The 26,681-nt window shown below is 47.2% G+C and carries 25 protein-coding genes; 13 read left to right on the plus strand and 12 right to left on the minus strand.

Annotated elements, in window-relative coordinates; translation table 11 throughout:
- Positions 1-95 precede the first annotated feature (95 nt).
- Positions 96-1,184, plus strand: coding sequence for a DNA sulfur modification protein DndB (dndB, locus tag NDA03_RS07790; RefSeq protein WP_348237746.1), 1,089 nt, complete (start codon positions 96-98; stop codon positions 1,182-1,184).
- Between the two features lie 21 nt (positions 1,185-1,205).
- Here dndB and NDA03_RS07795 read toward each other — a convergent pair whose 3' ends face one another.
- Positions 1,206-2,381: a DNA sulfur modification protein DndB gene (locus tag NDA03_RS07795; RefSeq protein ID WP_190435024.1), complete on the minus strand. Its 1,176-nt coding sequence runs from the start codon at positions 2,379-2,381 to the stop codon at positions 1,206-1,208.
- Between the two features lie 149 nt (positions 2,382-2,530).
- Here NDA03_RS07795 and dndC point away from each other — a divergent pair, with 149 nt between their 5' ends.
- Positions 2,531-4,087 (plus strand): DNA phosphorothioation system sulfurtransferase DndC, encoded by a 1,557-nt coding sequence (gene dndC, locus NDA03_RS07800; RefSeq protein WP_190534463.1) that lies wholly within the window; start codon positions 2,531-2,533, stop codon positions 4,085-4,087.
- A 58-nt stretch (positions 4,088-4,145) separates the two neighbouring features.
- Positions 4,146-6,131, plus strand: coding sequence for a DNA sulfur modification protein DndD (gene dndD, locus NDA03_RS07805; RefSeq protein ID WP_348237747.1), 1,986 nt, complete (start codon positions 4,146-4,148; stop codon positions 6,129-6,131).
- A gap of 206 nt (positions 6,132-6,337) precedes the next feature.
- Here the strand turns inward: dndD and NDA03_RS07810 are convergent, their stop codons facing one another.
- The 4 genes from NDA03_RS07810 to ndhC all read right to left on the minus strand — a co-directional run bounded on the left by NDA03_RS07810 (position 6,338) and on the right by ndhC (position 9,843).
- Positions 6,338-7,735: a DNA phosphorothioation system restriction enzyme gene (locus tag NDA03_RS07810; RefSeq protein ID WP_348237772.1), complete on the minus strand. Its 1,398-nt coding sequence runs from the start codon at positions 7,733-7,735 to the stop codon at positions 6,338-6,340.
- Between the two features lie 470 nt (positions 7,736-8,205).
- Positions 8,206-8,745 (minus strand): NAD(P)H-quinone oxidoreductase subunit J, encoded by a 540-nt coding sequence (locus tag NDA03_RS07815; protein ID WP_190411002.1) that lies wholly within the window; start codon positions 8,743-8,745, stop codon positions 8,206-8,208.
- Positions 8,738-9,484, minus strand: coding sequence for a photosynthetic/respiratory NAD(P)H-quinone oxidoreductase subunit K (gene ndhK / locus NDA03_RS07820; RefSeq protein ID WP_348237773.1), 747 nt, complete (start codon positions 9,482-9,484; stop codon positions 8,738-8,740). The genes NDA03_RS07815 and ndhK overlap by 8 nt, the downstream gene beginning before the upstream one ends.
- Positions 9,481-9,843 carry a photosynthetic/respiratory NAD(P)H-quinone oxidoreductase subunit C gene (gene ndhC, locus NDA03_RS07825; protein ID WP_190411000.1) on the minus strand — a complete coding sequence of 121 codons (363 nt, stop codon included), beginning with the start codon at positions 9,841-9,843 and terminating at the stop codon, positions 9,481-9,483. Before ndhC ends, ndhK begins: the two co-directional genes overlap by 4 nt.
- Before the next feature lie 319 nt (positions 9,844-10,162).
- On the opposite strand from ndhC, the gene NDA03_RS07830 reads away from it, so the two are divergent.
- The 6 genes from NDA03_RS07830 (at position 10,163) to NDA03_RS07855 (ending at position 12,765) form a co-directional block, all read left to right on the plus strand.
- Complete coding sequence (locus NDA03_RS07830; protein ID WP_190684032.1) at positions 10,163-10,498, plus strand: rubredoxin; 336 nt, start codon at positions 10,163-10,165, stop codon at positions 10,496-10,498.
- A gap of 99 nt (positions 10,499-10,597) precedes the next feature.
- Positions 10,598-11,602 carry a photosynthesis system II assembly factor Ycf48 gene (locus NDA03_RS07835; RefSeq protein ID WP_190410998.1) on the plus strand — a complete coding sequence of 335 codons (1,005 nt, stop codon included), beginning with the start codon at positions 10,598-10,600 and terminating at the stop codon, positions 11,600-11,602.
- Positions 11,603-11,712: 110 nt separating this feature from the next.
- Positions 11,713-11,958 carry a cytochrome b559 subunit alpha gene (gene psbE / locus NDA03_RS07840; RefSeq protein WP_190410997.1) on the plus strand — a complete coding sequence of 82 codons (246 nt, stop codon included), beginning with the start codon at positions 11,713-11,715 and terminating at the stop codon, positions 11,956-11,958.
- A gap of 369 nt (positions 11,959-12,327) precedes the next feature.
- Positions 12,328-12,462 carry a cytochrome b559 subunit beta gene (gene psbF, locus NDA03_RS07845; RefSeq protein ID WP_190410996.1) on the plus strand — a complete coding sequence of 45 codons (135 nt, stop codon included), beginning with the start codon at positions 12,328-12,330 and terminating at the stop codon, positions 12,460-12,462.
- 13 nt (positions 12,463-12,475) lie between these two features.
- Positions 12,476-12,598: a photosystem II reaction center protein L gene (locus NDA03_RS07850; RefSeq protein ID WP_190410995.1), complete on the plus strand. Its 123-nt coding sequence runs from the start codon at positions 12,476-12,478 to the stop codon at positions 12,596-12,598.
- A gap of 47 nt (positions 12,599-12,645) precedes the next feature.
- Positions 12,646-12,765, plus strand: a complete 120-nt coding sequence (locus NDA03_RS07855) for a photosystem II reaction center protein J (RefSeq protein ID WP_190410994.1) — start codon at positions 12,646-12,648, stop codon at positions 12,763-12,765.
- Between the two features lie 117 nt (positions 12,766-12,882).
- Here NDA03_RS07855 and psaI read toward each other — a convergent pair whose 3' ends face one another.
- From psaI to NDA03_RS07890, 7 genes are all read right to left on the minus strand, one after another.
- Positions 12,883-12,999: a photosystem I reaction center subunit VIII gene (gene psaI, locus NDA03_RS07860; RefSeq protein WP_190410993.1), complete on the minus strand. Its 117-nt coding sequence runs from the start codon at positions 12,997-12,999 to the stop codon at positions 12,883-12,885.
- 95 nt (positions 13,000-13,094) lie between these two features.
- Positions 13,095-16,184: a hypothetical protein gene (locus NDA03_RS07865; RefSeq protein ID WP_348237748.1), complete on the minus strand. Its 3,090-nt coding sequence runs from the start codon at positions 16,182-16,184 to the stop codon at positions 13,095-13,097.
- Between the two features lie 122 nt (positions 16,185-16,306).
- Positions 16,307-17,590 carry a histidine--tRNA ligase gene (hisS, locus tag NDA03_RS07870; protein WP_348237749.1) on the minus strand — a complete coding sequence of 428 codons (1,284 nt, stop codon included), beginning with the start codon at positions 17,588-17,590 and terminating at the stop codon, positions 16,307-16,309.
- Between the two features lie 153 nt (positions 17,591-17,743).
- Positions 17,744-18,025, minus strand: coding sequence for a hypothetical protein (locus NDA03_RS07875; RefSeq protein ID WP_348237750.1), 282 nt, complete (start codon positions 18,023-18,025; stop codon positions 17,744-17,746).
- 39 nt (positions 18,026-18,064) lie between these two features.
- Complete coding sequence (locus NDA03_RS07880) at positions 18,065-19,036, minus strand: hypothetical protein (protein ID WP_348237751.1); 972 nt, start codon at positions 19,034-19,036, stop codon at positions 18,065-18,067.
- Positions 19,037-19,247: 211 nt separating this feature from the next.
- Entirely contained in the window at positions 19,248-20,024 is a 777-nt protein-coding gene (locus tag NDA03_RS07885) for an RNA polymerase sigma factor SigF (RefSeq protein WP_190410989.1), read from the minus strand.
- A 417-nt stretch (positions 20,025-20,441) separates the two neighbouring features.
- On the minus strand, positions 20,442-21,281 hold the full coding sequence (locus NDA03_RS07890) for a photosystem II manganese-stabilizing polypeptide (RefSeq protein ID WP_190410988.1): 840 nt from the start codon (positions 21,279-21,281) through the stop codon (positions 20,442-20,444).
- A 241-nt stretch (positions 21,282-21,522) separates the two neighbouring features.
- Between NDA03_RS07890 and NDA03_RS07895 the strand changes: the two genes are divergently transcribed.
- From NDA03_RS07895 to ctpC, 4 genes are all read left to right on the plus strand, one after another.
- On the plus strand, positions 21,523-21,882 hold the full coding sequence (locus NDA03_RS07895) for a hypothetical protein (protein ID WP_190411053.1): 360 nt from the start codon (positions 21,523-21,525) through the stop codon (positions 21,880-21,882).
- A 147-nt stretch (positions 21,883-22,029) separates the two neighbouring features.
- Positions 22,030-23,475, plus strand: coding sequence for a phosphoglucomutase/phosphomannomutase family protein (locus NDA03_RS07900; RefSeq protein WP_348237752.1), 1,446 nt, complete (start codon positions 22,030-22,032; stop codon positions 23,473-23,475).
- Between the two features lie 410 nt (positions 23,476-23,885).
- Entirely contained in the window at positions 23,886-25,112 is a 1,227-nt protein-coding gene (ispG, locus tag NDA03_RS07905) for a (E)-4-hydroxy-3-methylbut-2-enyl-diphosphate synthase (RefSeq protein ID WP_190410986.1), read from the plus strand.
- A gap of 256 nt (positions 25,113-25,368) precedes the next feature.
- A complete protein-coding gene (gene ctpC / locus NDA03_RS07910) occupies positions 25,369-26,652 on the plus strand; it encodes a carboxyl-terminal processing protease CtpC (protein WP_348237753.1) in 1,284 nt (427 codons plus the stop codon).
- Positions 26,653-26,681: the final 29 nt, after the last annotated feature.

Raw genomic sequence — 26,681 nt, forward strand, 5'->3', positions numbered from 1 at the left:
AAAACTATCAGTCAAAAGTTGTTATGTCAAACTAAGTTTTTAAAAACTTTATGTATACTGAGATTGTGTCCAAAACTAAATAAGGCTGGGTATTTATGCTTACCCCCTCCTTTGAGTACGTTTTGCCTGTGATTCGGGGAATTCAGGCAGGGCGAGAATACTACGTTTCGATGTGTCCGGTGCGATTTATCCCGAAGCTGTTCCCGTTGGACGATGGGGAAATGCCGCCGGAAATGAGGACAACGCGATCGCTCAACCGCACCCGCGTGCCAGAAATTGCCCGATATATTTTGAACAATCCGACTAACTACATTTTCTCGGCAATTACGGCATCGATTGACGCGGATATCACTTTTGAACCGATTGGAACAGAGGCAGAAGCGCGGAAGATTGGACGATTGAAAGTGCCTATGGATGCGCGTTTTGCCATCCATGACGGGCAACATCGACGGGCAGCGTTGGAAATGGCGCTGAAAGAAAATCCCGAACTGGGGTATGAAACGATCGCGGTTATCTTCTTTTTAGATATAGGTCTAAAGCGATCGCAGCAGATGTTTATTGATTTAAACCGCTATGCAGTCGATGCCGATCCATCGCTAAACATTCTTTACGATCATCGGGACGCGAAAACAAACTGGGTGCGGTCAGTTGTCAAGCAAGTCCAGGTTTTTAGAAACCTGACGGATACGGAACGCAGTACGCTGCCTACTCGCTCCGGCAAGCTATTTACTCTCAACAGCATCTATAATGCTACTCTTGCCCTGCTAACGGATCGCCAGGAGACTGAACAGCAGATTGAACGAGCAGTCCATTACTGGAATGCAGTTACTCGCTATATCCCAGCATGGGAGCAAGTTCTACACGGGAAGGTCAGCGCAGGCGAAATCCGGCGGGATTACGTGCATAGTCACGCGATCGCGATCGCTAGTTTAGGCGCTGTTGGAGCAAGTTTGCTGTCGCTTTACCCGGAAAACTGGGACTCACATTTAGAAGGTTTGCAACAAATCGACTGGTCGCGCTCTAACCCTGATTGGAAAGGGATAATTATGTCTAGTGGTGGGATTTCTAAATCCCGCACCAGTGTCACTCAGATGAGTGCTTATATTAAAAAGCACCTGAATTTGCCGCTGACACCGGAAGAGGAACGGTTAGAGAATGCCCGTCTTATAAGGAGGGAGAAATGAAAAGACGATAAGAGCGAGCGCTTACATCCATCCCAGATTAGCTTTTGCCATACTAATTGCCATTCTTACAGCGCTGGCACTGGCTGTTATTCTGTAGGATTTACCTGGATTTTTGGGGTCTGGGCTAGATAAAACAATATTCCCTTCCCAAATATGGCTGTCTTTTGACCAATTAAGCTGAGCAATTTTTGAAATCTTCTCAGCTTCAAAATAATCCCTGTTTTTATCATAGGTGCAGTATAGCAAGTGTCCTAAAATTTCTAGACCAACACTTCTGCCTAAAATACATTCTTCCTTAAATGCACCAACTTCCTCAATCGTTAATTCTCCGGCAGTTGTCTCAAATATATGCTTTGTCTGACTGCATTCTGAAAAAAGCTGATTTAGGCAACTGATCAGAGCCTCAGATGATGACTCAACATCATAATCTTTCAGCTCGTTATTGGGATCGTCAGCAAAAGCGCAGCTTACTAGCTTGGCTATGTAATTAGTTGTGTAAATCAATCTCTTTTTAGTTTCGGGACTGCCTTTAATTTTCTCGGTTTTCCCCTCAAACATTGGCACTCTTTCAAGTACAGTTTTAGTAATACCAACTCTACCTTCAAATTCACCAAATGATAAAAGTAAAGATTTGTCCAATTGCCTTGTTTGCGCCATATCTTTGAAATCTATCTGGCACTGGTTAAAATTTTCTTCTAAAACCAGAGTAATAGGGAAGTTATTATCACCAATCAGCTCTCCTTGTGTACTTTCAATTAATTCATGAATAGCCCGCTTACGATGCTGCCCATCAGTAATATCTAACTTAACGCCACGAGGAATGACTACTAGACAAATTCCCCTCCCTAATTCGATAATATTAATCTTGCCCGGAGTTACATTTGCCGTCAGTGTACCTAAAACCCAAGGTTTCCCCTTTTCAACACGTTTTAGAATATATTCTTTTATTTCCTCAGCATGACCCTTCACCTCCGGACGATTTTTTCCAGAATCAGGATCATTACCAATAGATGGTTTTGTTTGGAGAAGAGTTGGCAAGTCGTCAGCAGGGACATTAATTTGTATCATTGTTCGCTTTCCTTGCTGAAAGCTCAGTCCTAAATAGCACTTCTCTCGATAATATTTCTCAAAGTATGGCGCAAGTAAACCCATTAAAGGCTGGTTTACTTCAGGCTGAAGAGGGTTGTTTTCAGGCATATTAATCAATACAATTAATTCTGTCAGGTCAATCTTCTATTTACTGATTATACAAGGTAAGCAATCGAGTCAGAACACGATTTAATATTAAAATTAAAATTCACGTAAATACAAATAATTTCAAAAAAGTAAAATATGAGGTTTAACTAATGACAGATACACAACAAATTCCCCTCTTCCCACCTCGCAATATTGCTGAATTAATAGAGGATATAGAAAAGTTAACTAAAGAAATTCAAGAATTATATTGTCTAGATGAAATACCTTGGGTAATTGGATATAGTGGAGGAAAGGATTCTACCACCGTATTGCAGCTAATCTGGAATGCGATCGCAGCACTTCCATTAGAAAAAAGAACTAAAGAAATTCATGCAATTACAACGGACACACTGGTAGAAAATCCGATAGTTTCTGCTTGGGTTCGTCAATCTGTAGAGCGGATGAAGGTGGCTGCAAAAGAACAAAAAATGCCAATAGAACCTCATTTGCTTAATCCCGCAGTAAAAGACACATTTTGGGTGAACTTAATAGGTAAAGGTTATCCAGCACCTCGAAATGGATTTCGTTGGTGTACTGATCGCATGAAAATTCAGCCTGTTAACCAATTTATTCGCGATATGGTTAGAGTCAGCGGTGAAACTATTGTTATTCTAGGTACTCGAAAGGCTGAAAGCCTCAAACGTGCAGCAACAATGACTAAGCATGAAGCAGGTAGAGTACGCGATCGCCTTAGCCCTAATGCACGCTTACCTAATTCCTTGATTTATAGCCCTATTGAAGACTGGCGTAATGATGAGGTATGGATTTACCTCAATCAGTGGGAAAATCCTTGGGGAAATAGTAATAAGGATCTATTTACAATGTACCGGGGTGCAACAGCAGATAATGAATGTCCATTAGTTGTTGACACCTCCACCCCTAGTTGTGGCGATTCTCGCTTTGGGTGTTGGGTTTGCACAATGGTAAGTAAAGATAAATCAATGGAGGCGATGATCCAGAATGATGAAGAGAAAGAATGGATGCAGCCTTTACTAAGTATCCGTAATGAATTAGATATTGAGAATGATCGCCCCAAAAGAGACTTTCGCCGAATCTATGGTAAGGTCGAACTTTTTGAACGCAATGTAGACGGTGAAACCTCAGTTGAACCAATTCCTGGCCCCTATACAAAATACTGGCGAGAACATTGGTTGAGACGAGTCTTAGAAGCACAAACCCAAACTCGCCGCACTGCACCTCTAGAAATGCGCGACATCACCTTAATTACCCAGGATGAATTAAGCGAAATTCGCCGCATTTGGTTAGAAGAAAAGCACGAATTTGATGACAGCTTGCCGCGTATTTACGAAGAAGTCACAGGCGAATCGTTCCAAGACATTCGTCCTGGTGCTGAGAGGAAACTCCTAGGTACTGACGAGTGGGAAGTGCTACAAGAAATCTGCAATGATGAAATGCACCTAGAACTGATGGCGAAACTGCTAGATACAGAACGCCAGCATCACACAAAATCTCGGCGTGGCGTTTACGAAAAATTGGATAAATGCTTTGAAAGCAGTTCTCGCTCGAAAGAGGATGCAATTCAAAATGCCCATGATAAGCGCGACTTGAAAAATGCTGTTGTCGAAGAAGATATTGACAAAGTGAAACAGCTAACTTGGGCAAGCATGAAATTTCCATCGCCAAAAGTAGATGACGCTAATGAATAAGTGCTGTTTATTCCCGATTACCCATTAGCCGTTACTGATTACCTATTCTCAATAAGCTGTGATATTTCTCGAACTCGTCCTGCAAAATTTCGGCCCTTATCTAGGGCGACAAGTCATCAACCTCCGCCCCGAAACTGATGAAAATACTCGCCCGATTATCTTAATTGGCGGCATGAATGGCGGCGGTAAAACGACCCTGATGGACGCCATTCGCCTTGCCCTATACGGTTCTCGCGCCCAATGTTCTACACGCGGCAACTTAAGCTATAACGACTTTCTTACCCAGTCAGTCAACCGCAATACCCCACCCACAGAAAAAGCCCGAATTGAATTAGCTTTCGAGGTCATTCAAGACGACAAACCAACTATTTTAAGAGTTGTCCGATATTGGGAAAAGGAACCCAAAGACGGAAAAGATACTCTCGGTATTCTAGTAGATGAAGAATGGCCCGATAAAGCCCTTGCCAACACCTGGGATGAATATATCGAGAACCTGCTACCGCTGGGAATTTCTAATCTATTTTTGTTTGACGGCGAACAAGTAAAAGAACTTGCCGAATTGGATACTCCACCCCCTTTAGTTGTTGGAGCAATTCAATCGCTATTAGGCTTAGAACTATCAGAACGTCTATCCGCCGATTTAGATGTCCTCGTTAGCCGTAAGCGCAAAGAAATTGCTAGCGCTAAAGAACTCGCTACGTTAGAAGAAATTGAACAAAAACTTAATGTACAAAAAGATGAATTAGAAGCTGCAACCCAAGAAGTAGGTTCTCTGCAAAATAAGTTAGAGATGGCTGAAAAAAAGCAGCGCGAAGCCTCTGAAAAATTCCTGTACGAAGGTGGAAAACTTGCAAGCGATCGCAACCGTCTAGAAAAACAAAAAGACCATTTCACAACCCAAGCAGAAAAGGCGCGGGAGGCGCTGCGAGAATTAGCTGCTGGTGCCTTTCCTCTCACCTTAATTTCTCCCCTGCTTGAACAAGCTAAATGTCAAGCGGAAAAGGAAAGCCGTCAACAACAGATAAAAATCGCACGGGATGTTTTAGTAGAACGAGACTATCGCCTCTTAAATTATATTTCCGAATTGTCATTAGTTTCCGAGCAACTTGACAAAATCAAATTTTTCCTACAACAAGAAAATCAACAACTTGATCAAGAAATTACCGCTACTGAAAGTCCCTGGTTATTAGCAGAATTAGAAGAAATCAAGGAACTGGATAACTTCTTGAATTTTGGCATCAACACTGCTAAATTTAGAGCCAAAGAAAAACTAGAAGAACTAGAAAACTTAGAAATTGAGATAGATGCTCTTGATAGACAGATAGCCGCCGCAGCTTCCCCAGAAGCGTATCAACAACTACAAGACGCTGTTAGAGAAGCGAATAATGCAGTCGCGAAAGCTCAAGTTGCTCATGAAATGGCTAGCCGCCGTTGCGAAGAATTAAATAGAGCGATCGCTAAAACCAAAAAAGAATTAGCAGATTATAGCGAAGACAATATCAAGCTAAAAAATAATCAGCACATTATCGCCTCCGTCGCCAAAGTCCAAGCGACTCTAAAGCTATTTCGGGAAAAATTAACCCTGAAAAAACTCAATAAATTAGAAATAGAAGTAACCGAGTGTTTCCGCTATCTGCTGCACAAATCTGACTTAGTGCATCGCGTAGCCATTGACACTCAAACCTTCAGCCTTTCTATCTACGATCCACAGGGACAACCCGTACCAAAGCATCGCCTCTCAGCTGGAGAAAAGCAATTACTAGCGATCGCCTTTTTATGGGGATTAGCACGGGTTGCCGGACACCACTTACCTGTAGCAATCGATACACCGCTTGGGCGACTAGATTCTTCCCACCGACAGAATTTAGTTGAGCGATATTTCCCCTCTGCGAGTCATCAGGTGATTCTATTATCCACCGATACTGAGGTAGGCAAAACTGAAGTCGAAAGGTTGCGAGAACTGGATGCGATCGCTCACGAGTATCTGCTAAAGTATGACACAAGCGATCGCCAGACAACCGTAGTAACCGGTTATTTCTGGTGATATATTTCTGGTGATATAGAAAGTTAGGAATACTATAGCGGTTCTCACTTTTAAGCACTACAATTTTGACCTCTCTCCAAACCTCTCTCCTGGGAGGAGAGAGGCTTTGAATTATTTCCCCTCCTCGCTTGCGGAGAGGGGCAGGGGTGGGGTTAAACTGTACTGCATCTAAACGAGAAGCGCTATATATATATTGAGCCGAAGCCTCACATATCCATTAACTCGTAGTTTCTCTGTAAATCCAGTAATTTGACTCTAGCTTCGCCCGCATTATCCGCTAAGTCAGCAAACTCAACAAATCGCCGCAATTCCTTTCTTAACAAATTGCGTTCTATTTCCAAAGTTTCCCGATCTAACTCTGGCGGCACTACAATCATGTCAAATAAAGTAGCGCGTTGCTTGCCTGGGTGAGGGCGCAAAATTCGTCCTCGACGCTGAATAAATTGGCGCGGATTGCTGCTACTAGCTAAAATTACAGCATTCTGAATTGCTGGAATATCGACACCCTCATCTAGACACCGAATCGCCACCAAACCTTGTAAATCTCCCGACTCAAATTGACACCGCAAATTTTCTCTTTCTGATAATGGAGTTTGGGCAGTGTAGGTGTTTATTCTGTATCCCAATTCATCTCCCAAAATTTTAGCAACGGCTTTCAATTGGCGCGTGCTTTCTACAGAACCATCTCCGCAATAAAATAAAGTGTGCGTCGTGTCCAAGCGTTTACTCATTAACTGGCGCAAAGCAGTTAACTTGTTGGTAGCAGCGCCAATTAATCTCGCCCGTTGCATCAACAATGGCTTGAGTTCTTCACGGTCTTCCCAATTGCTTTTGCTAGCACCGTTCTCGCGTTCCTGGAACAACAGCGCCCTGCCAATCCTAGCGGTTAATTTTACATAAGCACGGGCTTCTGCCTCTGTTAGTTCTACCAGGATAGGGTAGTACAAATAATGCACCAACGCCCCCTGTTGAATTGCATCTTTCAGCGTAAATTCCGGCTCTAAAACTCTGCCAAAATAATCAAATAAAGATTGCGTTCCTTCATCATCAAAATACCGTTCCGGTGTTGCCGACAGCGCCAGTCTTAACCCCACCTTAGAAGGCAGACTCTTCTCCAACTGCCTTGCACCGAGATTATGCGCTTCATCTCCTACAATTAGCGTTTTGTCTGGAAAATATTTAAGTTGAGATTGCAATCCTTCACTCATCAAGGTGGCATTTGTTGTAATGAGTGTGAGAAACCGTTGATTGCCAGAACGCAGATTGTAGAGTTGCGTTGATAGCTGACTCTGCCAGTTGCGTACATTCTCAAAAGCTAAAACTGGCTGTAGTCCAAATTTCTCGCATTCTCGCGCCCACTGTGTCACCAGATGTCGATAGGGACACACGACTACCAATACTTGCAAGGCAATTTGTTGATAAAGTGAGGTAGCGATCGCTAGCGCCGTAATCGTCTTTCCACTCCCCGTCGCCATCTTCAGCGTTCCTCTGCCTTGATTGGCAAACCAGCTAGCAACGGCTTCCTGTTGATACTGCCGCACTTGTAAAGACGCTGGCATTCTGGGGCATCCTAGGGGTGTTTGATGCCCTTCTGAGGGATGCAGATGGTAAGTACCCTTAGAAGCAGCAACCGCTAAAAGTCTGTTAATCGGTTGCAGGTCGTACTGTACCGGCGAAGCTACGGGATCAGATTGCTCTTTTGCCTGACTTTCGACTTTATAAACACCCTTTGACGACAACTTCACGCGCCACTACCCCTGCCATTCAAGCTGTTGATTTATTTTATGGGTTTAGGGGAGTAATCGGGTGCGATCGCTATTTATCTAACCAGCTAATTTAAGTATTCACTACACTCAAATAGCTGCAAACTTAACTTAAAAATCAATTTACCTAGGCGCACAGATTCCCATTCTTCAAGTATATGTCAATACGCAGGAAAAATCAAGTGATATTTGATACAGTCTACACTTAATTCCTACGCCAAAAATAAGCACCCACTTCAAACAAAAAGTGAGTGCTTTCCACAAGTCAACCCGGAAAAAGTCTTTCTTTGACTAATTGCCTTTTGCCTGAATCAATAAGCATCCTGCAACTCGTAGAAATCAGGCGAGACATAATCCTTCCGCAACGGATAGCCTACCCAATCTTCCGGCATCAAAAGCCGCTTCAGGTTCGGGTGTCCTTCATAGACGATGCCATACATATCAAAAGCTTCCCGCTCTTGCCAGTCTGCCGTCTTCCAAATCCAATACACCGAAGGAACTCTAGCGTCATCTCGCGGCAAAAACACCTTCAGCCGCAGTTCCTCCGGTCTGTCAGCATTGTCGCTCACTTGGATTAGATGATAGAAGCTAACCAATTCCTCTCCCGGCCCCGCATCATATCCACCTTGACACTGGAGGTAGTTAAATCCGTAAGCGTAGAGAGCTGTAGCAATCGGAATCAAGAAGTCCCGGTCAACTTTGATGATCTCAACATCACTGCGATCGCGTTCTAGTTCCTGATGCTCAAAACCATTTTCCTTCAGCCAAAGGGAAACCTTACCCGCTTCCACAATTTGGGATTCTGCTTGGGGTTCCCCTGAAGATTCTGCTGGAGATTCTGCTTCAGCCACGACGTTCCTCCTGTTTTTCTGCCGTCAACAGAGCTGGTGCTACAGGCATACCCATCGCCGCCGCCAACTCCTGCGGCGGAGTTTGGCGAGTTGCTAACTGTAAATACTTGCCATCGTGGATGGTTTCTACAGCTTGCATCTTGTGAGTGGTGCTGTAATAGCGATGGATTTGCTGAAACTGATCCCGCTCTTGGATAGAATCGTTCCCGATTTTCTTCCGCAGTTTAATGATCGCATCCATGATCGCTTCCGGACGTGGGGGACATCCAGGCAAATAGACATCGACAGGAATCAACTTATCCACACCCCGCACCGCAGTCGGGGAATCAGCGCTGAACATCCCGCCAGTAATCGTGCAGGCTCCCATTGCAATCACGTACTTGGGATCTGGCATCTGCTCATAAAGGCGCACCAGAGCCGGTGCCATCTTCATGTTAATCGTGCCAGCAGTAATAATTAAATCTGCTTGCCGAGGGCTAGAACGGGGAACTAGACCAAATCTGTCAAAGTCAAATCGGGAGCCAATCATCGCCGCCACTTCAATGAAGCAGCAGGCGGTTCCAAACAACAGAGGCCACAGGCTGGAAAGCCGCGACCAGTTGTAAAGGTCGTCAACCGTTGTCAGGATGACATTTTCAGAAAGTTCTTGAGTAACAGAAGGTCGCTCAATCGGGTTAAGGATCTTCTCTTTCTGCTGCGCCTCAAAGGCAGCAATATCACTGTTACCGTTAGATTTCATGACCATTCCAAGGCTCCTTTGCGCCACGCATAAACAAGAGCAACTACAAGAATTGCAATAAAGACCAAAGCTTCAATAAACGCCAGTACACCTAGACGATTGAAGGCAACGGCCCACGGATACAGGAAAACAGTTTCAACATCAAAAATGACGAAAACCAGCGCAAACATGTAATAGCGGATGTTGAACTGAATCCAGGCTCCCCCAATCGGTTCCATGCCAGATTCGTAAGTGGTGCGCCGCTCTGGACTACTACCACTGGGCCGCAGGAGCTTGGAGGCAGTCAGCGCCAAAATCGGCACCAGACTGGAAGCTAGCAAGAAGCCTAAAAAATACTCATACCCACTGAGGACAAACACGATCTTGTACTACCACTCAGATGAAAGGACGGCTGTTATTACTTCTTCACATTTATACATTATAAAGCGCCTGCCTCTGCCAAAGTTGCTAGTGGCGGGGCAGCGAACGTCGATCATCGATACTGTTTTCTGATTGACCCGTTCAGCTTTTCTAGTCAAGGCTCCTACTGAAGCGGACAACGTTACTGCCAGCGAGGGATGACAGCGAAGTCCTCTCCTCAAGGCAGAGGCAAGCTAAACAATATTAAGAAAATCCCCTACTTATGGCATAATTTTTAACATACATTTTAAGATTGGCTTCTCAATTTCATCTTGAGCCATGAGCAATCAAGCCGTCGATGCCCAACCACTAGATCGCTATGAATGTCGCGCCTGTGGCTACATTTATGAGCCGACTAAAGGTGATAGTAAGAGCAACGTTCCCTCAGGGACATCTTTTGAAGAATTGTCAATAGACTGGCGCTGTCCAATTTGTGGGGTGCGAAAAACACAGTTTCAAAACATTGGCGTTGTAGGCTCCCCCTCTGGATTCAAGGAAAATCTGAGCTATGGTCTAGGCGTTAACCGTTTAACCCCAGGACAGAAGAATCTTCTCATTTTTGGGGCATTAGCCTTGGGCTTCTTGTTCTTTATCAGTCTCTATGGTTTGCAATAAAACCAACCTCAGCTTGCAACAGCTGAAGCGAATCCCCGCCGCATTCGCTGGATTAACACTCGTATAGTAGAAGATTTGCACGCACCAGTTCTGGATAGTATGAATTTATTTGTGAGAAAGCTGAAACAAATTGCAATATTGTTGGCAGTTGTCCTCTTTTGCGCCAGTTGCAGTCAAGTTCCTTCCGTGAGCAACAGCCCCTGGCACGCCATTTCTCTACCAACACAGGCAAACTTACAGGATCTCGCTTTTACGGGCGACCCCAATCATGGCTGGGTTGTGGGGAGTGACTCCACACTTTTGGAGACAACCGATGGCGGCAAGACTTGGGAGCCAAGAAACCTAGAACTGGGAGATCGGCAATACCGCTTTACTGGCGTAAGTTTTGCCGATCAAGAAGGCTGGATTACAGGCGAACCCTCTATCTTGCTCCACACCACAGATGGGGGAAAATCTTGGACTCGCATCGCGCTGAGTAACAAGTTACCGGGGGCACCCAATAAAATTGTGGCACTCGGTCCGAACTCCGCTGAGATGAGCACCAACGTTGGAGCAATTTATCGCACTCAAGACGCAGGACAGACTTGGAAAGCAATGGTGCAGGAAGCGGTGGGCGTTGTCCGCAATATGTCTCGCTCTCCCGATGGCAAATATGTTGCGGTGTCTGCCAAAGGTAACTTCTACTCCACTTGGGAGCCTGGTCTAGATGCCTGGGTTCCCCATAATCGGAATAGCTCCCGAAGAGTGGAGAATATGGGGTTTGCACAAGATGGTCGGCTGTGGATGCTGGCGCGGGGCGGTCAGCTACAATTTAGCAGTCCTGAAAAGCCAGACGAGTGGGAAGAAGCACAATATCCAGAGGTATCCACCAGTTGGGGTTTACTCGATTTGGCATACCGGACACCTGAGGAAGTTTGGGTATCAGGAGGCAGTGGAAATTTGCTGCGGAGTCTGGATGGCGGCAAAACTTGGGAAAAAGCTCGCGAGATAGAGGATATCCCTTCCAATCTTTACAGGATTATGTTTCTAACACCCCAGCAAGGATTTATCATAGGTCAGCGAGGTGTTTTGTTGAAATACGAAGGTTCGTCGCAAGCGGCTTGAAGAGGAAAGCAAGATTATTGTCATACAACTAATGCTTTGCTTGTGACTCTCTACCGAGTTTCGTATCATAATTAAGTTAGCTTTTAATTGTTGTCAGAGGAGGAATCTGAATGGCTGGTACAACTGGAGAGCGTCCATTTTCGGACATTATTACAAGCGTTCGTTACTGGGTAATTCACAGCATCACCATCCCTGCATTATTTATTGCAGGCTGGCTATTTGTTAGCACAGGTCTTGCATACGATGCCTTTGGGACACCCCGCCCCAACGAGTATTACACCCAAACTCGGCAGGAAGTGCCGATTGTTCAAGATCGCTTTGAATCCAAGCAACAAATCGAGGATTTTATAAAATAAGCGGGCAGTCTCTAGACATCGCTGGGTGTGAAAATAAAAGCACCTATTTGTGTTAGGCTTGCCGGGGCAATTTTGGCTGGATTTGATGCAAAAAAGGGATTAAAAGTACCGCATCAATTCGGCTCTAAAGAGCGAACGGGAATCCAGTTTGATACATCGGTAGTGAAGTACCGTAGGTATACGGAAGTGTTTGGAAAAAGAATCACCTCTAGCTGGTTGGAGGAGACTTCAAAGGGTCAGTAGGCTCAATATAGGTTTACGAAGCCCTTTTTGCAGGAAAAGCCTTCCCGTTACGGTACGAAAAGTCCCATTTCTATCAAAAGAATTGGGAGTGTCAACAAGTAAGTCGTTTAAAAGAGGTGGCAAAACATGACTACTAATACGCCCAATCAGCCAGTTTCATATCCCATTTTTACCGTTAGATGGCTAGCGGTTCATACGCTGGCTGTCCCAACAATCTTTTTCTTGGGCGCGATCGCTTCTATGCAATTTATTCAACGATAGGAGAAACCTAATTATGCCAGAACGGAGTCCAAATCCCAATAATCAACCAGTTGAGTTAAACCGTACTTCTCTTTACTTGGGCTTGCTACTGGTTTTTGTCCTTGGTATCCTGTTTTCCAGTTATTTCTTTAACTAACTGGGCTTGACTGCATCATTTTTAAGTTTAATTAGGAGGGAAAAGCTGTGTCTGGAAGTGGAAGAATCCCGTTGTGGATTGTAGCTACCGTCGCTGGTCTGGGCGCGATCGCTGTGCTAGGTGTTTTCTTCTATGGTGCCTACGCTGGTCTAGGCTCCTCTTTGTAGAGAAAAGCTGGGTAATCAACTAGATTTGAGAGAACTCTCATCAAATCATCAAAAAAAACCGCCTCTCTGACTAGAACAGGCGGTTTTTTCCATTGCCCAACTAATGCCCAGCTAAAGTTAAATTCCCGTTGGATCTTCGTGTTCAATGTAAAGAAACAAGAAGGCCATCGCGACAGCCGGGAAGATCAAGCCAGTTAGCGGCACTAGGATTGAGGGTAAGAATGAAGCTCCCATCTTTAAATTTCCTATTTTAATGAAACAGCTTTCGTAATTGAATTTACAGTGAATTGGTAGCCAAAAACCGAATCATAAAAATTTTTAACAAGCGCCTAATCCGCAAACTCATCTAGCGACCAGTTGGGCAAATCGGGGGGAATAACTATACGGTCAACAGTTACTTTATGGCTCTCTCGTTGGGTATAAGTATCAACCGCGACAGCTTCAAAACGGATTTCTACGCTCCCAAATGGCACAGTTAGTTGAGTCGTTGCCTCTAGGGATTCTAAACCAGTAGGGATAAAATCGACTAGCCACCGGGGGCCATCCAGCAGCGATCGCGTTTGGCGGTCATGCACCCACAGCTTGACATAGAGCCGGGGGGACTCAGATCGCAACGTCAGGCGGACAGCCAACGGTTGTCCGGCAATCAGTTCGCCTTCGGGTAAAACTAGCTCAGGCTCTGGCACGGGTTCCTCGTCCAGCGACGATGGCTGCGGTTCTGGGGGAACCCCCCGCCCCGCATTGGCAAAACGCGATCGCCCTGGTTGTACCCCCCTTGAGGAAGCTTCTCGCGAGCCATACCCGCCTCGCCCACTGGTGCTGGGAGGGAGTTCAGAAGGATCATCGTCTACCACAATTTCTCGCTCTGTCCAGTTAACCGCAGACTCTGCCATCGATAAAACGTTCTTAGCCATCTCAACTGGGTTCTGCGGAGTTGCTGGCAGTTGACCAGAGGCGGCTCCCACCTCTTGGGAATTGTTCGTTGCATCGCTGGCAATACCGCCATCTTCACCCAATTCTTCCTCCAACTCTGGGAGGGGAGGTTGTTGGTCAAGCAATAGTGCTACAAGTTCCCAGTCTGTCGGCATTTGTGGCAAACGGTCATCCGTTTCCCCCTGCGGCTCGGCGGCAGTTGCTTCGGTGCCATCCGCAACGTCACCATCCGCAACGTCACCATCCGCAACGTCAGTGTCTTCGCTGCCCTCGGTCAGGTCTGCTGAAGGCTCTGCTTCCTCGGTAGATTCCTCCTCCGTTGCAAATACCTCTTCCGGTTGCAGCCATGCTGAAGATTCCTCATCCGTTGCCAGGTCGTTCAACCGGGACAAAAAACGATCTTGCAGCTTCAGGGTCGCAAAAGCCGTATCTAAGGGCGATGCTTGAGAGTCAGCGGAGGGATGCGCTTCTCTTTGTTCGGCGGAGTGTTCAGCGGAGTGTTCTGCTCCCTCGATATCAGAAGCATCTTCAACACCTACGTCCTGCTGACTATGCAAATCTGTATCGGCATCAGCGCTGGCATCTGTTCCATCGGGTTCCTCCGAACGCTGCCAAGTCTGAGCTAAGTGATTCAATAAATTATCAAATAACTGCTCTACATCAGGCGCAGCCCCTTCAGGAGGGGCGGTATCAAGAGGTTGGGAAGGATTTAGGGAAGAAGATTTATCTTCTTCTTTCGCAGCGGATGTGTCGCCATTCTCGATGCGCTCGGTTGCAGGCATCGCATCAGAAATCACCGGAAGTTTAAGCGATCGATTAACTGGATTGGCAGGATCGGGTCGATAAAGTTGCGGGGGAAGGGATACCACCGGCGGAGGTTCAGAAGTCACTGATGTATTGCGATCGCCCAAAGCGAGAATGTCCTCAGGCTCATCGCTATCGGGTGCCTCCCTGTTCCCTATTGCCTCAGTATCGGAAGCAATTGCTGGAAGTTCCGGGGGTTTAAGCGCTGCAATGGCAGGATCGGCTTTAGCAATCTGCTCCGGTAGGGGTTTATTAGGTAAAGGTTCTAAGTGCAGCGGCGGAGTATCTTTTGCCGTTTCCACCAGATCGAGGAAAGATGAATCGATCGGGGGTGTCTCTCCCAAAAGAGAATCTAATGGCGGGTTCAATAAATTTGCGTGCTGTTTATCGTGAGCGATCGCATCGAGCAAGTCTTCCAAATCGGCGGTCACGGTAAATGAGTGAGTCACCAAGACTGTCTCAGCCGCATCGATTAACGTGACTTCTCCTAAAATCAAACGGGTTTGGCAATTTTCGGGCAGCTCTAAATTACAGCTAAAAGAAAAACTCGGCACCTGTTCGGGTATCAGCTGCTGGACATCTACCAAGATTTGTGAGTTTTGCGGATCGCGCATTTCAATTCGCAGTACGTCTGGCGGCAAAAGATGCAAATCCCTAAAACTGTCTAGGATCTCTACTTGTCCGCTGAAGGCAATCAGCTCTCCTCGACGCACGACCAGCGTCTCCCGATCGAGGGTCAGTCGGATCGGTGCTTCATCAATTTCAGGTGGCTCAGTTTCTGCTGAGTAACTTCTTCCGGCGGCAGCAAAGGAAAGCTCCGACGAGTTACTGACAGGGGGAGACGTTAAGGAATCGCGGGAAAACTCACTCTGCGGGATAGCTCCACGAGCCGTAGATGTCGGCTCAAACGCTTGCCAGACGGGATCGACGACTTCCTGTAAGATTTCGTCCACCATTTGTAGCGAGTGTTCTACGAGGCGGCTGACGGGCACTGCCGCCTTTGGAGGGGTGCGGTTGAGTGCCGTCTCCCATCTTTGTGACTCCGATGCCCCGAAAGAGAGGAATAATTCATTGACTGCTTCATCATCGTCTTCTTCCCACCCAGCATTAGTCATCGCCTCTGTCACTGATTCGTCCTCTGGGGAAGGAGGCACTGGATTCGGAAGGTCAACGTCGGCGGTGAGCGTTTCAGTGGTTGTCGGGGCAGGGTTAACGGGGCGGTCAGCGGCAGAACCTGCGGATGATTCTTGGACGGTTTCGGTGGCGACACCTACCTGGGCACTCCAAACGGGTCGCATGTGTCCAACTAAATCGACATCTGCATCTGCCGGGGTGGTTGGAAAAACCTGGAATTGAATTGCCTGCTGCCAAGTGTTGCCGAGGAAATCTGACATAATATCGCCAGAGCAGCGCAACTCCCAGCGCCCCGACTTGAGATAGGTGAAGGGAATGACCACCATCAAGCCTTCGGCGTTGGTGCGGCGCGATCGCTTCTGAAACCGCCGCTTGGGGGGAACTTCCTCAGTGCTGTCATAGGTGATGCGAATTTCCACCTCGATGTTGGGACGGCTGGAGTGAGCAACCACCCGATACCGACCTTCTTGGATTTCCACACTTGGCGTCTCTAGGGAGAGCCAGGAAGAATCACCCTCTTGTTGTATTAGAAATTGCCAGTATTCCATAGGAGGCAAGCAGCAAGCATAAAGGATGAAGTATAAAGGATGAAGTTATTAGAGGCGCGGCTGAAAGACAGTGTGACGTATTATTACACGCCAAACTTCACACTTCATACTTCATATTCTTGTTATCTTTTTACTTTAATCTGCTGCCGCAGTTCCTCGATCGTTCCTAATAATTCACTTTGAGCGATCGCACTCTGCTCTTTCGATGCCATCCACTTCAGCTTGACAGTTTGGTTCTCTGCTTCCTCTTCTCCCAAAACCAAGCAAGCAACTGCACCGCTACGGTCAGCCCTAGCGAACTGCTTTTTAAAAGCACTTCCACTCAGGTCTAGATCCACGCTAAACCCAGCTTGACGTAATTTTTGAGCCAATTGTAAAGCTTGGGATTCTGCTTTCTCGCCTCTGGAAACAACGTAAAAATCCAACGCCGGGACGGGTGCCTCTTGCAGCTGTTGCAGCAGGATGATCAAGCGTTCTAAGCCCATTGCCCAACCCACTGCGGGTGTCTTGGGTCCCCCTAGTTCTGCTACCAGCCCATCGTAGCGTCCGCCACCACAGACAGTTGCTTGCGCTCCCAGGTCGTCCGAGATAATTTCAAAGGCAATGTGGGTGTAGTAATCCAGACCGCGCACCAGACGCGGATTGAGTTGGTAAGCAATCCCCAAATCATCCAGACGTGCTTGGATTTGCTCAAAGTAACGACCAGAATCTGCACTCAGATAATCCAAGATACTGGGAGCATTTTGAACAATTGCTTGCGTCTCCCGATCCTTACTATCGAGTATCCGCAAGGGATTGCGACTCAGCCGTACCTGTGAATCTGGGTCTAACTCTTCTTTGTAGGGAGTCAGGTAATCTACCAATGCTTGCCGGTAACGCTGTCGATCTTCAGGATTTCCGACTGAGTTAATATCCATGCGGAGATTTTTTAGACCCAGGGTTTGCAGAATATCGGTAGCGATCGCAATGACCTCTGCATCTGCCCTCGAATCGGCAGTCCCCAACACCTCTACACCCAGCTGATGAAATTGCCGCTGTCGTCCCTTCTGGGGAGCTTCGTAACGAAACATCGGACCCAAATACCAGAGGCGCTGAATCCCACTTTTGACATCAAGAGCGTGTTCAATATAAGAGCGCACAACCCCAGCCGTTCCCTCCGGTCTCAGGGTCATGGAATAGGGATTTTCCCCCCGACTCTTGAAGGTATACATTTCCTTCCCGACCACGTCTGTGGTTTCGCCAATCCCGCGCTCAAATAGCGTCGTCAGCTCAAAAATCGGGGTGCGAATTTCTTGATAAGCCGCTCTGCTTAGAATATCCCGTGCGATCGATTCTACCCATTGCCAGTAACCGACTTCTTCGGGCAGAATATCCCGCGTTCCCCGTATCGCTTGAATGCTTCCCATTGTTTAGACTTTAGATTTTAGTGAGTGCCATGAGTTTTTCACCCCCAGGATTTTAACTTTACCCCCTTCGGGGATTCGGGGTTAGGTCATTGCAATGGCGAAAACTTCATGACACTGAAGATTTTAAATTCAATCCCATCTAAAATCCAAAAATTATTGGTTTTCCTCCCAAGGACAATAGCGCTGACTATAGTAGTCCAAAATCTGCGTGACCCATTGGCGACTCAATGAATCGGCATCTTCTGCATACTGAATCCACAAGCCGCCAACTTGGCTTTGATAATAGTCGAACGATTGCCCCGAAGGCTGAGGAACCAAACCTGTGTCTACCCCTCCCACCTGACGCAAATGGGCAGCAATTTCCCGATATACCGCTAAGGGTAACCCAGGGAAGCGAATTTCATACCGCAGGTTTTCTCCTCCAGTAGTCTGCACCCTTTCAACTCCTACAACAACTGAATCGTGGTACTTGTTTTAAGCTTGAGGAGAGCCATTGATTCCTGGTTCCTTAGCAGGAGCAACAGCCGTTGGTGTACCGGGTTGATCGGGCGTTGCAACTGGTTTTTCCCCAACCCGTCTGGCAACTTCTCTGCCGTATTGCTCCAGAATCACTACCGGACTGGCACCATTATTGACTTCAATCCGCTTGACTAGCACCTGTCCATTAGATAAACGCTGTCCCACTCCGACGTAGCGACTTGGCTCGTTTGGTACCCTCACAATTGCCTGAGGTTCACCCCCCACCTGAACCACTCCTGTGACTTCTACACTTCTTGCCAAGTTTGGTTCTGGTAGCGGTGGCAGTTTGGGTAGAAGTGGCGCGGGAGCCGGAATCCGAGGAGCCGTAACAATCGGGATTGGAGCTACACGGTTTCTGTTCCCTGGAGGTGTAGTGTTTCTCCCACGCGGAGGCACCCCATTTGGCCTACTGGGAGCGGGAGCGCGTGGTATTGTCCTCCCTCCGCCTGTACTCCCTTGACTGCCATTGCCTCCGCCTCGATTCGGTCTGGGAGGTCTGACATTGGGCAGGGGTGGCGGTACGGGAATGGGACGCCCGCTAGGAGTCAAACCCTGAGGAGGAGCTAAACCCGGACCCGGAAACGGAGGGGGAGGCGAACCCGAACCCGTCTCGTTTGGTGTCACTTCCACAATTGGTTTCAGGGGAACAAGTGCAAACGGATCTTGCCGCCCTTTCTGAATTCCTCGCAGCCGTGCATCAGAGTTAGTGGATGGAATCAAGCCGGAAAGCCCAGGAAGGGGCGGTTTTGGGGTAACTGTCGGATCGGGAAATGACGGGGTTGTTGGTGAAGCAGTTGGTACAGCAGACGGAGCAGTAACTGGAGCAATACTAGGGCTAGGAGCTACAGCCGTATCCTCTCCCTGAGAACAGCCCCCCGCTAACACAGCAAGTATTCCCAAAAACGCAATCCATGAATGTTGACGCATGACCAGTCTCCCAGAGCTTTACCTGCATCCGCCCATAGAAATTCCCTGTTTGCTTTCAACAGTTCTAAATATATGCGGATAATTTATTTTATTAAATGTGTGCAAAAACACCCATCTATATATTCAGTTTACTGGACAGAGATCGATCCATCGCTTTTGTGTTCCTTATCTTCAAAGAATCGGGAATCTCAGTTTCCGGTTGTTGGAAGAATCAATCGTCAATCCCTACCATTGACTTTTTCAGTGCATCCAGTCCCTTTTTGACCCGTCGAGAAACGGTCACAACACTGATATCTAAGCGTTCTGCAACTTCTTTTTGCGTTAAGTCGTGTAAGAAAACAAATTCCAAGATTTCGCGGGTTCGCTTTTCTAGCTGAACTAAAGCTTGTTGTAGGCGAAGCTGGTCTTCTTGCGCTAACTGAAAACTCCGATACTGCGGGTCTGGGACGATTTCACCTAAGCAAGTTTCACCTTCCGAACCATCCCCTAGGGGTACATCTAAACTTACAAGTTCGCGGTTTTGAAAGGCCAACTTGATTTCCTGCCATTCTGCCTGTGAAATTTCTAGCTTTGCTGCCACCTCTGAATCGGTAGGAGGTCGGTTGTACTTCTGCTGGAAATACCGCGTCAAAGAAACTGCCTGATAGTGCAGTGCTTCCCAACGGCGAGGAATGCGGAATGAGCCGCCTTTATCCCGTAAATAGTGCTGAATTTCTCCGCGAATGTAGGGGATAGCAAAGGAACTGAAGGCGTGACCCTTGGACAAGTCAAAGCGCTCAATTGCTCGAATTAAGCCTAAACAGCCGACTTGAAGCAAGTCTTCATAACTTTCTGTACACTGATTAGTCCAGTGATGTGCTTCTTTTCTCACCAATCCAAAATTCAGTTTTACCAGCTGATTGCGAACAGTATCTAAACGATTTTGCTGGTACTCTCGCAACAGCCGTAAGCTTTCATGCTTCAGTTCAGGAGTGGCAGTGCTATACATATACGAAGTTCAGTTGGTAGAGTGGCCCGGTTAAAAACGTTTGTTTCAGTTATATTCTGTTTTTGAAGTGGGTGCTGTGATACTAAACATAGGTTGCGATAACAAAACTTTAAGCCGGAAAGCGAACAAATGCAGTTGGGGAAACGCCCAGGAATGTAGCCTTTTCCCCAAATTGCGATAAGTTGCTTTCTTTTCCTCGCTTCAAAATTCAGTTTATTCTCTGAACCTGGTCAATTACAACAGCATTTTCACCGAGAAACTCTCTTGTGGGAATCACTCACATGATTGCGGAGTGTAGGCAGAAGGATTAAACAGCAGATGCTGACCTTGCTAAAGAAAAGAAAAAAGGGGTTCCAAACCCCTTTTCCTCACCTGCAAGCAAAGCCAAGCCGCGTGGCTCGGTGCTAACGATCAGATTTAAGCCTGGTCTGGTGAAATCCGAGCATAGAAAATGCCGCGAATTTTCACTTCCTTAGCTTCGCCAGCGCCTAGATCGGTATCGGATGGCTGTTCGCTCTCAAATGTACCGGCAATTTCACCTGTGGCGTTATCCACTTTAGCGACTTGGAGAGAAATTTCGCCCTTAAGGGTTTCAGCACGCTTCACATTGGCACGTGTCAGTGCTTCCTGATCGGCTTGACTGGGGAGTGCTACTGCATTGTCATAACCAGTGACAACACCGCGACCCTTGGGATCGAGGAAAGCTGCTCCCCGATAGGAGGGAACGTTAAACTCGCCTTCAAAGTCAGTCGAGGTGTTAATACTGTCCATTCCTGGCTGGCTTTTGGCAACCAGATTTTTGATCGTGAATAGAAAGGGTACTCGCTCACCACCCGGTAGCTGGACGGTAATAGCTTGGAAGTCGAGACCATCCTGTTCAATAAAGGTCAAACGACGATCTTGATCAACTTGCAATTTACCCAGCACCTGGTCGATGCTAGAAGTAAACCGGGTCAACAACTTACCCTGAACGAATTGGGCGGATTGACGTTTGTTTGTAGATTCTTCTTTGACAAAGAAGCTGGTTGGCTGTAGGCACAGATTCGTCAAAGCATACGACTGTCCAGGCTGAATGGGAATGGCACCGCGTGTCGTTTCTGACAGTTGCGGGCAGTTATTCGCAAGCCCGGTACCTCGAATTTGGTCGTAAGTGAGTGGAGTGGGAACACTGGTCGCAGCTGCTGGACCTTCACTACAAGCAGTTAATACTCCCAAGCACAAAGCTAGGAAGGCAACAATGAAAGCGCGATACCTCATGGTCAACCTCAAATATTTAATCTAGGAATCCCTACCAGTAGAATCTGATATTGGGCTTAAGTTACAACAGACAAAAGTGAAATTCTTAATCAGGCTCGGAATGGTTCGGCTCAGAATCTCTACAGTGAATTTTACAAGGCTTTGTGTTGCCTTTATCCTGAAGCTCAGTGTAAATTGACCATTCCAGTCAGTGAAAGACTCGGTTAAAGTTGAGTTTATCAAACGGAGTAAAGGGGATGGCGTGAACAGCGATCAGAATTTAGAATTGGGGCTTTTGAAGCCGGAACTGCAAGCGATCGCTACTTCTGTTCGCGCTTTGGCACAGACTTGCCAGGGGGATACTCTGGCTCTGTTGGCGTTGCTGCGGGCGTTAGAAAGTTGGCATCGTGAGATTCGAGATACTGTGTTTCAAGCGTCTTTACCGGATAATCGTCAGGCTCTATATGCCCTGCTGAAGGATATGGAAGAAGAAGGCGGCTGGCCCTATATTGAGCGCATGAAGGTGCGATCGCTGTTGGAAAAGCTCTCAGCCGCAGAATCGCCCAATTCTTCACACCCTCTACCACTGGAGTCAGAAACTCACCCACCTCAGCCTGGTTGAAGTTACACGGTTGAAGGCAAAACTCTTTCACTGGCGTGGCTCTAGGCGTGTGAACTTGTCAATCTTTATTGGGCTATAGAGTACAACAAATGCTAAGATCCTCCAGTTATTAATGCAATCTCTGAACACTAACCCCCTGCTTAATTTATGCCGGTTGCTGTTAATCCGATTAAGTTTGGTACAGATGGCTGGCGAGGCATCATCGCCGCAGACTTTACGTTTGAGCGGGTGGCTTTGGTAGCACCGTTGGCGGCACAAGTCCTGGCAAATGTCTATGGCGAGACGACGGGTAGCCGCACAATTATTGTGGGTTATGACCGGCGCTTTATGGCGGAAACGTTTGCCCGTAAAGCGGCCCAAGTCGTGCAAGCAGCCGGATTTGAGGTGCTGCTGAGCAGTAGTTATGCCCCCACACCGGCATTCAGCTGGGCGGCTTATCAACGGAGAGCTTTGGGAGCTTTGGTGATAACCGCTAGTCATAATCCCGGATCATATTTAGGGTTAAAAGTCAAGGGTGCATTTGGAGGATCGGTACCTCCGGAAATTACTCAGCAGATTGAAGCGTTGTTAGAGAAGGAACCGTCACCTGACTCGACGATGGCGGGAAGCTTCGAGATGTTCGACCCGTGGCCCAATTACTGCGAAGCACTACGGGCGAAAGTCGATATTGCTTGCATTCAGGATGCGATCGCCCAACATAAGCTTGCTGTCTTTGCTGATGTGATGCACGGTGCTGCTGCGACAGGACTAGAACAACTGCTGCAAACGCCAATCCAGGAAATTAATAGTTCCCGCGATCCTTTATTTGGTGGCAGTGCACCGGAACCTTTGCCGCGTTACCTTTCCCAGATGTTTCGGCAGATGCGGACTCACCGACGCCGCAGCGGTGATGGGTTGGCAGTGGGGTTTGTATTTGATGGAGATAGCGATCGCATTGCGGCTGTCGATGGACAGGGAAATTTCCTCAGTTCCCAAATCCTCATCCCAATTTTGATCGAACACATGGCATCTCGGCGGGGATTGACGGGAGAAGTCGTGAAAACGGTGAGTGGTTCCGACTTGTTTCCCCGCGTAGCCGCCCTGTACAATCTGCCGGTGTATGAGACGCCTATTGGATACAAGTACATCGCCGACCGGATGTTAATGACTCAGGTGTTAGTCGGCGGTGAAGAGTCAGGAGGGATTGGCTACGGCAATCATATTCCAGAACGGGATGGGCTGTTGTCAGCGCTGTATCTGCTAGAAGCGATCGCGCAATCAGGAATGGATCTCAGCGATCTTTACCAGCGCTTGCAGGAGAAAACTGGCTTTCATTCTGCCTACGACCGCATTGACCTACCATTAGCGAGTATGGAAGTGCGATCGCGCCTGCTAGAACAATTACAAAATACACCCTTAACTGAGATTGCCGGTCGGTCGGTAATTGATTGCCTAACGATTGATGGTTATAAGTTCCGGTTAGCCGATGATAGTTGGTTGATGATTCGCTTCAGCGGAACCGAACCCGTTTTGCGGTTGTACTGCGAAGCGCCAACGCTGAAACAAGTTCATCACACCTTAGAGTGGGCGAACAAGTGGGCAAATTCAGTTTAAGCCCTACAAAGTATCTAGCTTGGTACCCAATGCCCGTAGTTTCGCAACAAAAAGGAATCGGCTCAAGCTTGAGCCGATTCCTTTTTGTGAATAAGCAAAAATAAATTTCAATGCTGAGTAAACCAGACACTTTAAACACTCCTTTTGGTTCATGATTAGGAATGCAGAATGCCAAAGAATTGCATCATTTGCTTATATAAGTCTTGGTTTTCCTATTCAATATAAAGACGGATATAAGTTGTATATTTTAGCACTGATATAGAGACTGTCAAAACGGTTGGCTTGCTGCTGACAATATCTCTCCTTACTACTAAACAGATATAAACAGATAAAAACGGACTTAGCCAAATTTGCTCCTTTCTGTGGCAATCTGAGAAACAGAGAGGAAAGCCAAAATTAAACAAAAGGTTATGCAAACCCTGCCCAATCCAAGCACTACCAGTGCATCTTCCAGTCAACCCTCCTTTGAAACCACTATCAAGCGGCGCAAAACTCGTCCCGTCAAGGTGGGAAATGTCACGATTGGCGGCAACTACCCAGTAGTAGTGCAGTCGATGATTAATGAAGACACGCTTGATATTGATGGGTCGGTTGCCGGAATTCGCCGCCTGCACGAGATTGGCTGCGAAATTGTCCGCGTTACCGTGCCAAGTATCGGTCATGCCAAAGCTTTAGCGGAAATCAAGCATAAATTAGCTCAAACCTATCAACCAGTGCCCCTGGTCGCTGATGTGCATCACAACGGCATGAAGATTGCCTTGGAAGTTGCCAAGCACGTTGATAAGGTGCGGATTAATCCAGGGTTGTATGTATTTGAAAAGCCAAAAGCGGATAGAACGGAATATACCCAAGCTGAATTTGATGAAATTGGCGAAAAAATTCGCGAAACTTTAGAACCCCTGGTAGTTTCCTTGCGAGATCAGGGTAAGGCAATGCGAATCGGGGTAAATCACGGTTCTCTTGCTGAAAGAATGCTGTTTTCCTACGGCGACACCCCCGAAGGGATGGTGGAATCTGCCCTAGAATTTATCAAAATTTGTGAATCTCTCGACTTCCGGAACCTGGTAATTTCTCTGAAAGCCTCGCGGGTGCCAGTGATGTTAGCCGCTTATCGTCTGATGGCACAGCGGATGGATGCGCTAGGCATGGATTATCCCTTGCATTTGGGCGTCACTGAAGCGGGTGATGGCGAATACGGACGGATTAAGTCTACCGCAGGCATTGCGCCTCTGCTTGCTGATGGGATTGGCGATACGATTCGAGTCTCAATCACTGAAGCACCGGAAAAGGAGATTCCCGTTTGCTACAGCATTCTGCAAGCTCTGGGATTGCGGAAAACGATGGTGGAATATGTCGCCTGCCCCTCATGTGGGCGGACATTGTTTAATCTAGAAGAAGTGCTGCACGAAGTGCGGGAAGCCACCAAACATCTTACAGGTCTGGACATAGCAGTCATGGGATGTATTGTCAATGGTCCCGGAGAAATGGCGGATGCCGACTATGGTTATGTTGGTAAACAGCCCGGTTACATCTCTCTGTATCGTGGCAGAGAAGAAATCAAAAAAGTGCCAGAGTCTCAAGGAGTTGAAGAGTTGATTAATTTAATTAAGGCAGATGGACGTTGGGTCGATCCTTAAGTAAGTGCTGAGTGGTGAGTGTCGAGACAAAAGTTAATTCAAAACTCACAAAATAATAAGTGTTGAGGAAAGCATTAATTTAAAACTCAATCGCGAGAAATCGCGTTTTTACAGCTCAAAACTCAAAACTCTCTACTTCCGGACTTGCACTTAGTGCAGCTGGATAAATAATTGCGCTCTCCGGCTTCCATATATGGCCTGTGCTAGAGTTAGCGTAATTCCTTGGCAGTAGTTTCCCCCCGGCTCAGAAAGGATCATGGTAATTACAAAACGCGGGCTCGTTCTCGGTGCGACAGCACTGGTTTTATCGACTGTTGCTGTTACGGGCGCTGGTATTCATCTGTCTCAAGGTCAGGCTTTTTTTCGTGAAAGTCCCAAGGAACTTGTAGATGAAGTATGGCAGATTATTGACCGCAGTTACGTAGATGGCACCTTTAATAAAGTCAATTGGCGGTTAGTTCGTAAAGACTACCTGAATCGGTCTTACCCCAGCAAGAAGGAAGCCTATGAGGCGATCCGGGAGATGCTGAAAAAGCTGAACGATCCCTACACCCGCTTCATGGACCCGGAAGAGTTCAAGAGCATGCAGATTGATACTTCTGGGGAATTAACTGGCGTTGGCATTCAACTCGCTCAAGATGAGAAATCGAAAAAGCTAACGGTTATTGCGCCAATTGAAGATACACCAGCGTCTAAGGCTGGTGTTCTGGCAAAGGACACTATCACTAAAATTGATGGCAAGAGTACCGAGGGCATGGATGTCAATGATGCTGTGCGCCTGATCCGAGGACAACCGGGAACGCAAGTAACCTTGACCATTCAGCGGGGCGAAAAGGAATTAGTATTTCCTCTGAAACGAGCGCGGATTGAAATCCATCCGGTGCGCTCTAGCAAGCAGAACAGTCCTACGGGTGAGATAGGCTACATTCGCCTGAATCAGTTTAGCGCCAATGCTGCTAAGGAAATGGCAGATGCGATTAAGGGTTTAGAACGGCAGAAGGTGAATGGCTACATTTTGGATCTGCGTTCTAATCCAGGCGGATTACTCTACGCCAGTATTGAAATTGCCCAGATGTGGTTAAAAGACGGCACAATTGTCTCAACGGTGGATCGGCAGGGCGAAAGGGAGCGAGAGAAAGCGAATAATCGCGCCCTCACAGATAAACCGTTGGTGGTGTTGGTAGATGGCGGCTCGGCGAGTGCTAGTGAAATCCTCTCCGGGGCGTTGCAGGATAACAAGCGGGCTGTTTTGGTAGGAACAAAGACCTTTGGAAAGGGCTTGGTGCAATCGGTGCGGGGACTGGGGGATGGTTCGGGGCTGGCGGTGACGATCGCTAAGTATTACACTCCCCTTGGGCGCGATATTAATCACGCGGGGATTAAGCCGGATGTGGTGCTGGAAATGACGGAAGAGCAACGCAAGGCATTGCAAACCGATCGCAATAAAATCGGCAGTGCAGACGATCCTCAATATGCCAAAGCCCTGGAAGTGCTAAATCAGAAGATTGCCGCCCAGCGAGGAAATCAGGCGCAGAAATAGTTATGAGAGTTGAGTTGAAATTCAAAACT

The organism is Trichocoleus sp. Lan (assembly GCF_039961855.1).
GTDB lineage: Bacteria > Cyanobacteriota > Cyanobacteriia > Cyanobacteriales > FACHB-T130 > FACHB-T130.

Coding starts and splice junctions, on each gene's coding strand:
- dndB (WP_348237746.1), top strand. CDS start 96: ATGCTTACCCCCTCCTTTGAGTACGTTTTGCCTGTGATTCGGGGAATT.
- NDA03_RS07795 (WP_190435024.1), bottom strand. CDS start 2,381: ATGCCTGAAAACAACCCTCTTCAGCCTGAAGTAAACCAGCCTTTAATG.
- dndC (WP_190534463.1), top strand. CDS start 2,531: ATGACAGATACACAACAAATTCCCCTCTTCCCACCTCGCAATATTGCT.
- ndhK (WP_348237773.1), bottom strand. CDS start 9,484: ATGAAATCTAACGGTAACAGTGATATTGCTGCCTTTGAGGCGCAGCAG.
- NDA03_RS07830 (WP_190684032.1), top strand. CDS start 10,163: ATGAGCAATCAAGCCGTCGATGCCCAACCACTAGATCGCTATGAATGT.
- NDA03_RS07835 (WP_190410998.1), top strand. CDS start 10,598: ATGAATTTATTTGTGAGAAAGCTGAAACAAATTGCAATATTGTTGGCA.
- psbE (WP_190410997.1), top strand. CDS start 11,713: ATGGCTGGTACAACTGGAGAGCGTCCATTTTCGGACATTATTACAAGC.
- psbF (WP_190410996.1), top strand. CDS start 12,328: ATGACTACTAATACGCCCAATCAGCCAGTTTCATATCCCATTTTTACC.
- NDA03_RS07850 (WP_190410995.1), top strand. CDS start 12,476: ATGCCAGAACGGAGTCCAAATCCCAATAATCAACCAGTTGAGTTAAAC.
- psaI (WP_190410993.1), bottom strand. CDS start 12,999: ATGGGAGCTTCATTCTTACCCTCAATCCTAGTGCCGCTAACTGGCTTG.
- NDA03_RS07865 (WP_348237748.1), bottom strand. CDS start 16,184: ATGGAATACTGGCAATTTCTAATACAACAAGAGGGTGATTCTTCCTGG.
- hisS (WP_348237749.1), bottom strand. CDS start 17,590: ATGGGAAGCATTCAAGCGATACGGGGAACGCGGGATATTCTGCCCGAA.
- NDA03_RS07880 (WP_348237751.1), bottom strand. CDS start 19,036: ATGCGTCAACATTCATGGATTGCGTTTTTGGGAATACTTGCTGTGTTA.
- NDA03_RS07885 (WP_190410989.1), bottom strand. CDS start 20,024: ATGTATAGCACTGCCACTCCTGAACTGAAGCATGAAAGCTTACGGCTG.
- NDA03_RS07890 (WP_190410988.1), bottom strand. CDS start 21,281: ATGAGGTATCGCGCTTTCATTGTTGCCTTCCTAGCTTTGTGCTTGGGA.
- NDA03_RS07900 (WP_348237752.1), top strand. CDS start 22,030: ATGCCGGTTGCTGTTAATCCGATTAAGTTTGGTACAGATGGCTGGCGA.
- ispG (WP_190410986.1), top strand. CDS start 23,886: ATGCAAACCCTGCCCAATCCAAGCACTACCAGTGCATCTTCCAGTCAA.
- ctpC (WP_348237753.1), top strand. CDS start 25,369: ATGGTAATTACAAAACGCGGGCTCGTTCTCGGTGCGACAGCACTGGTT.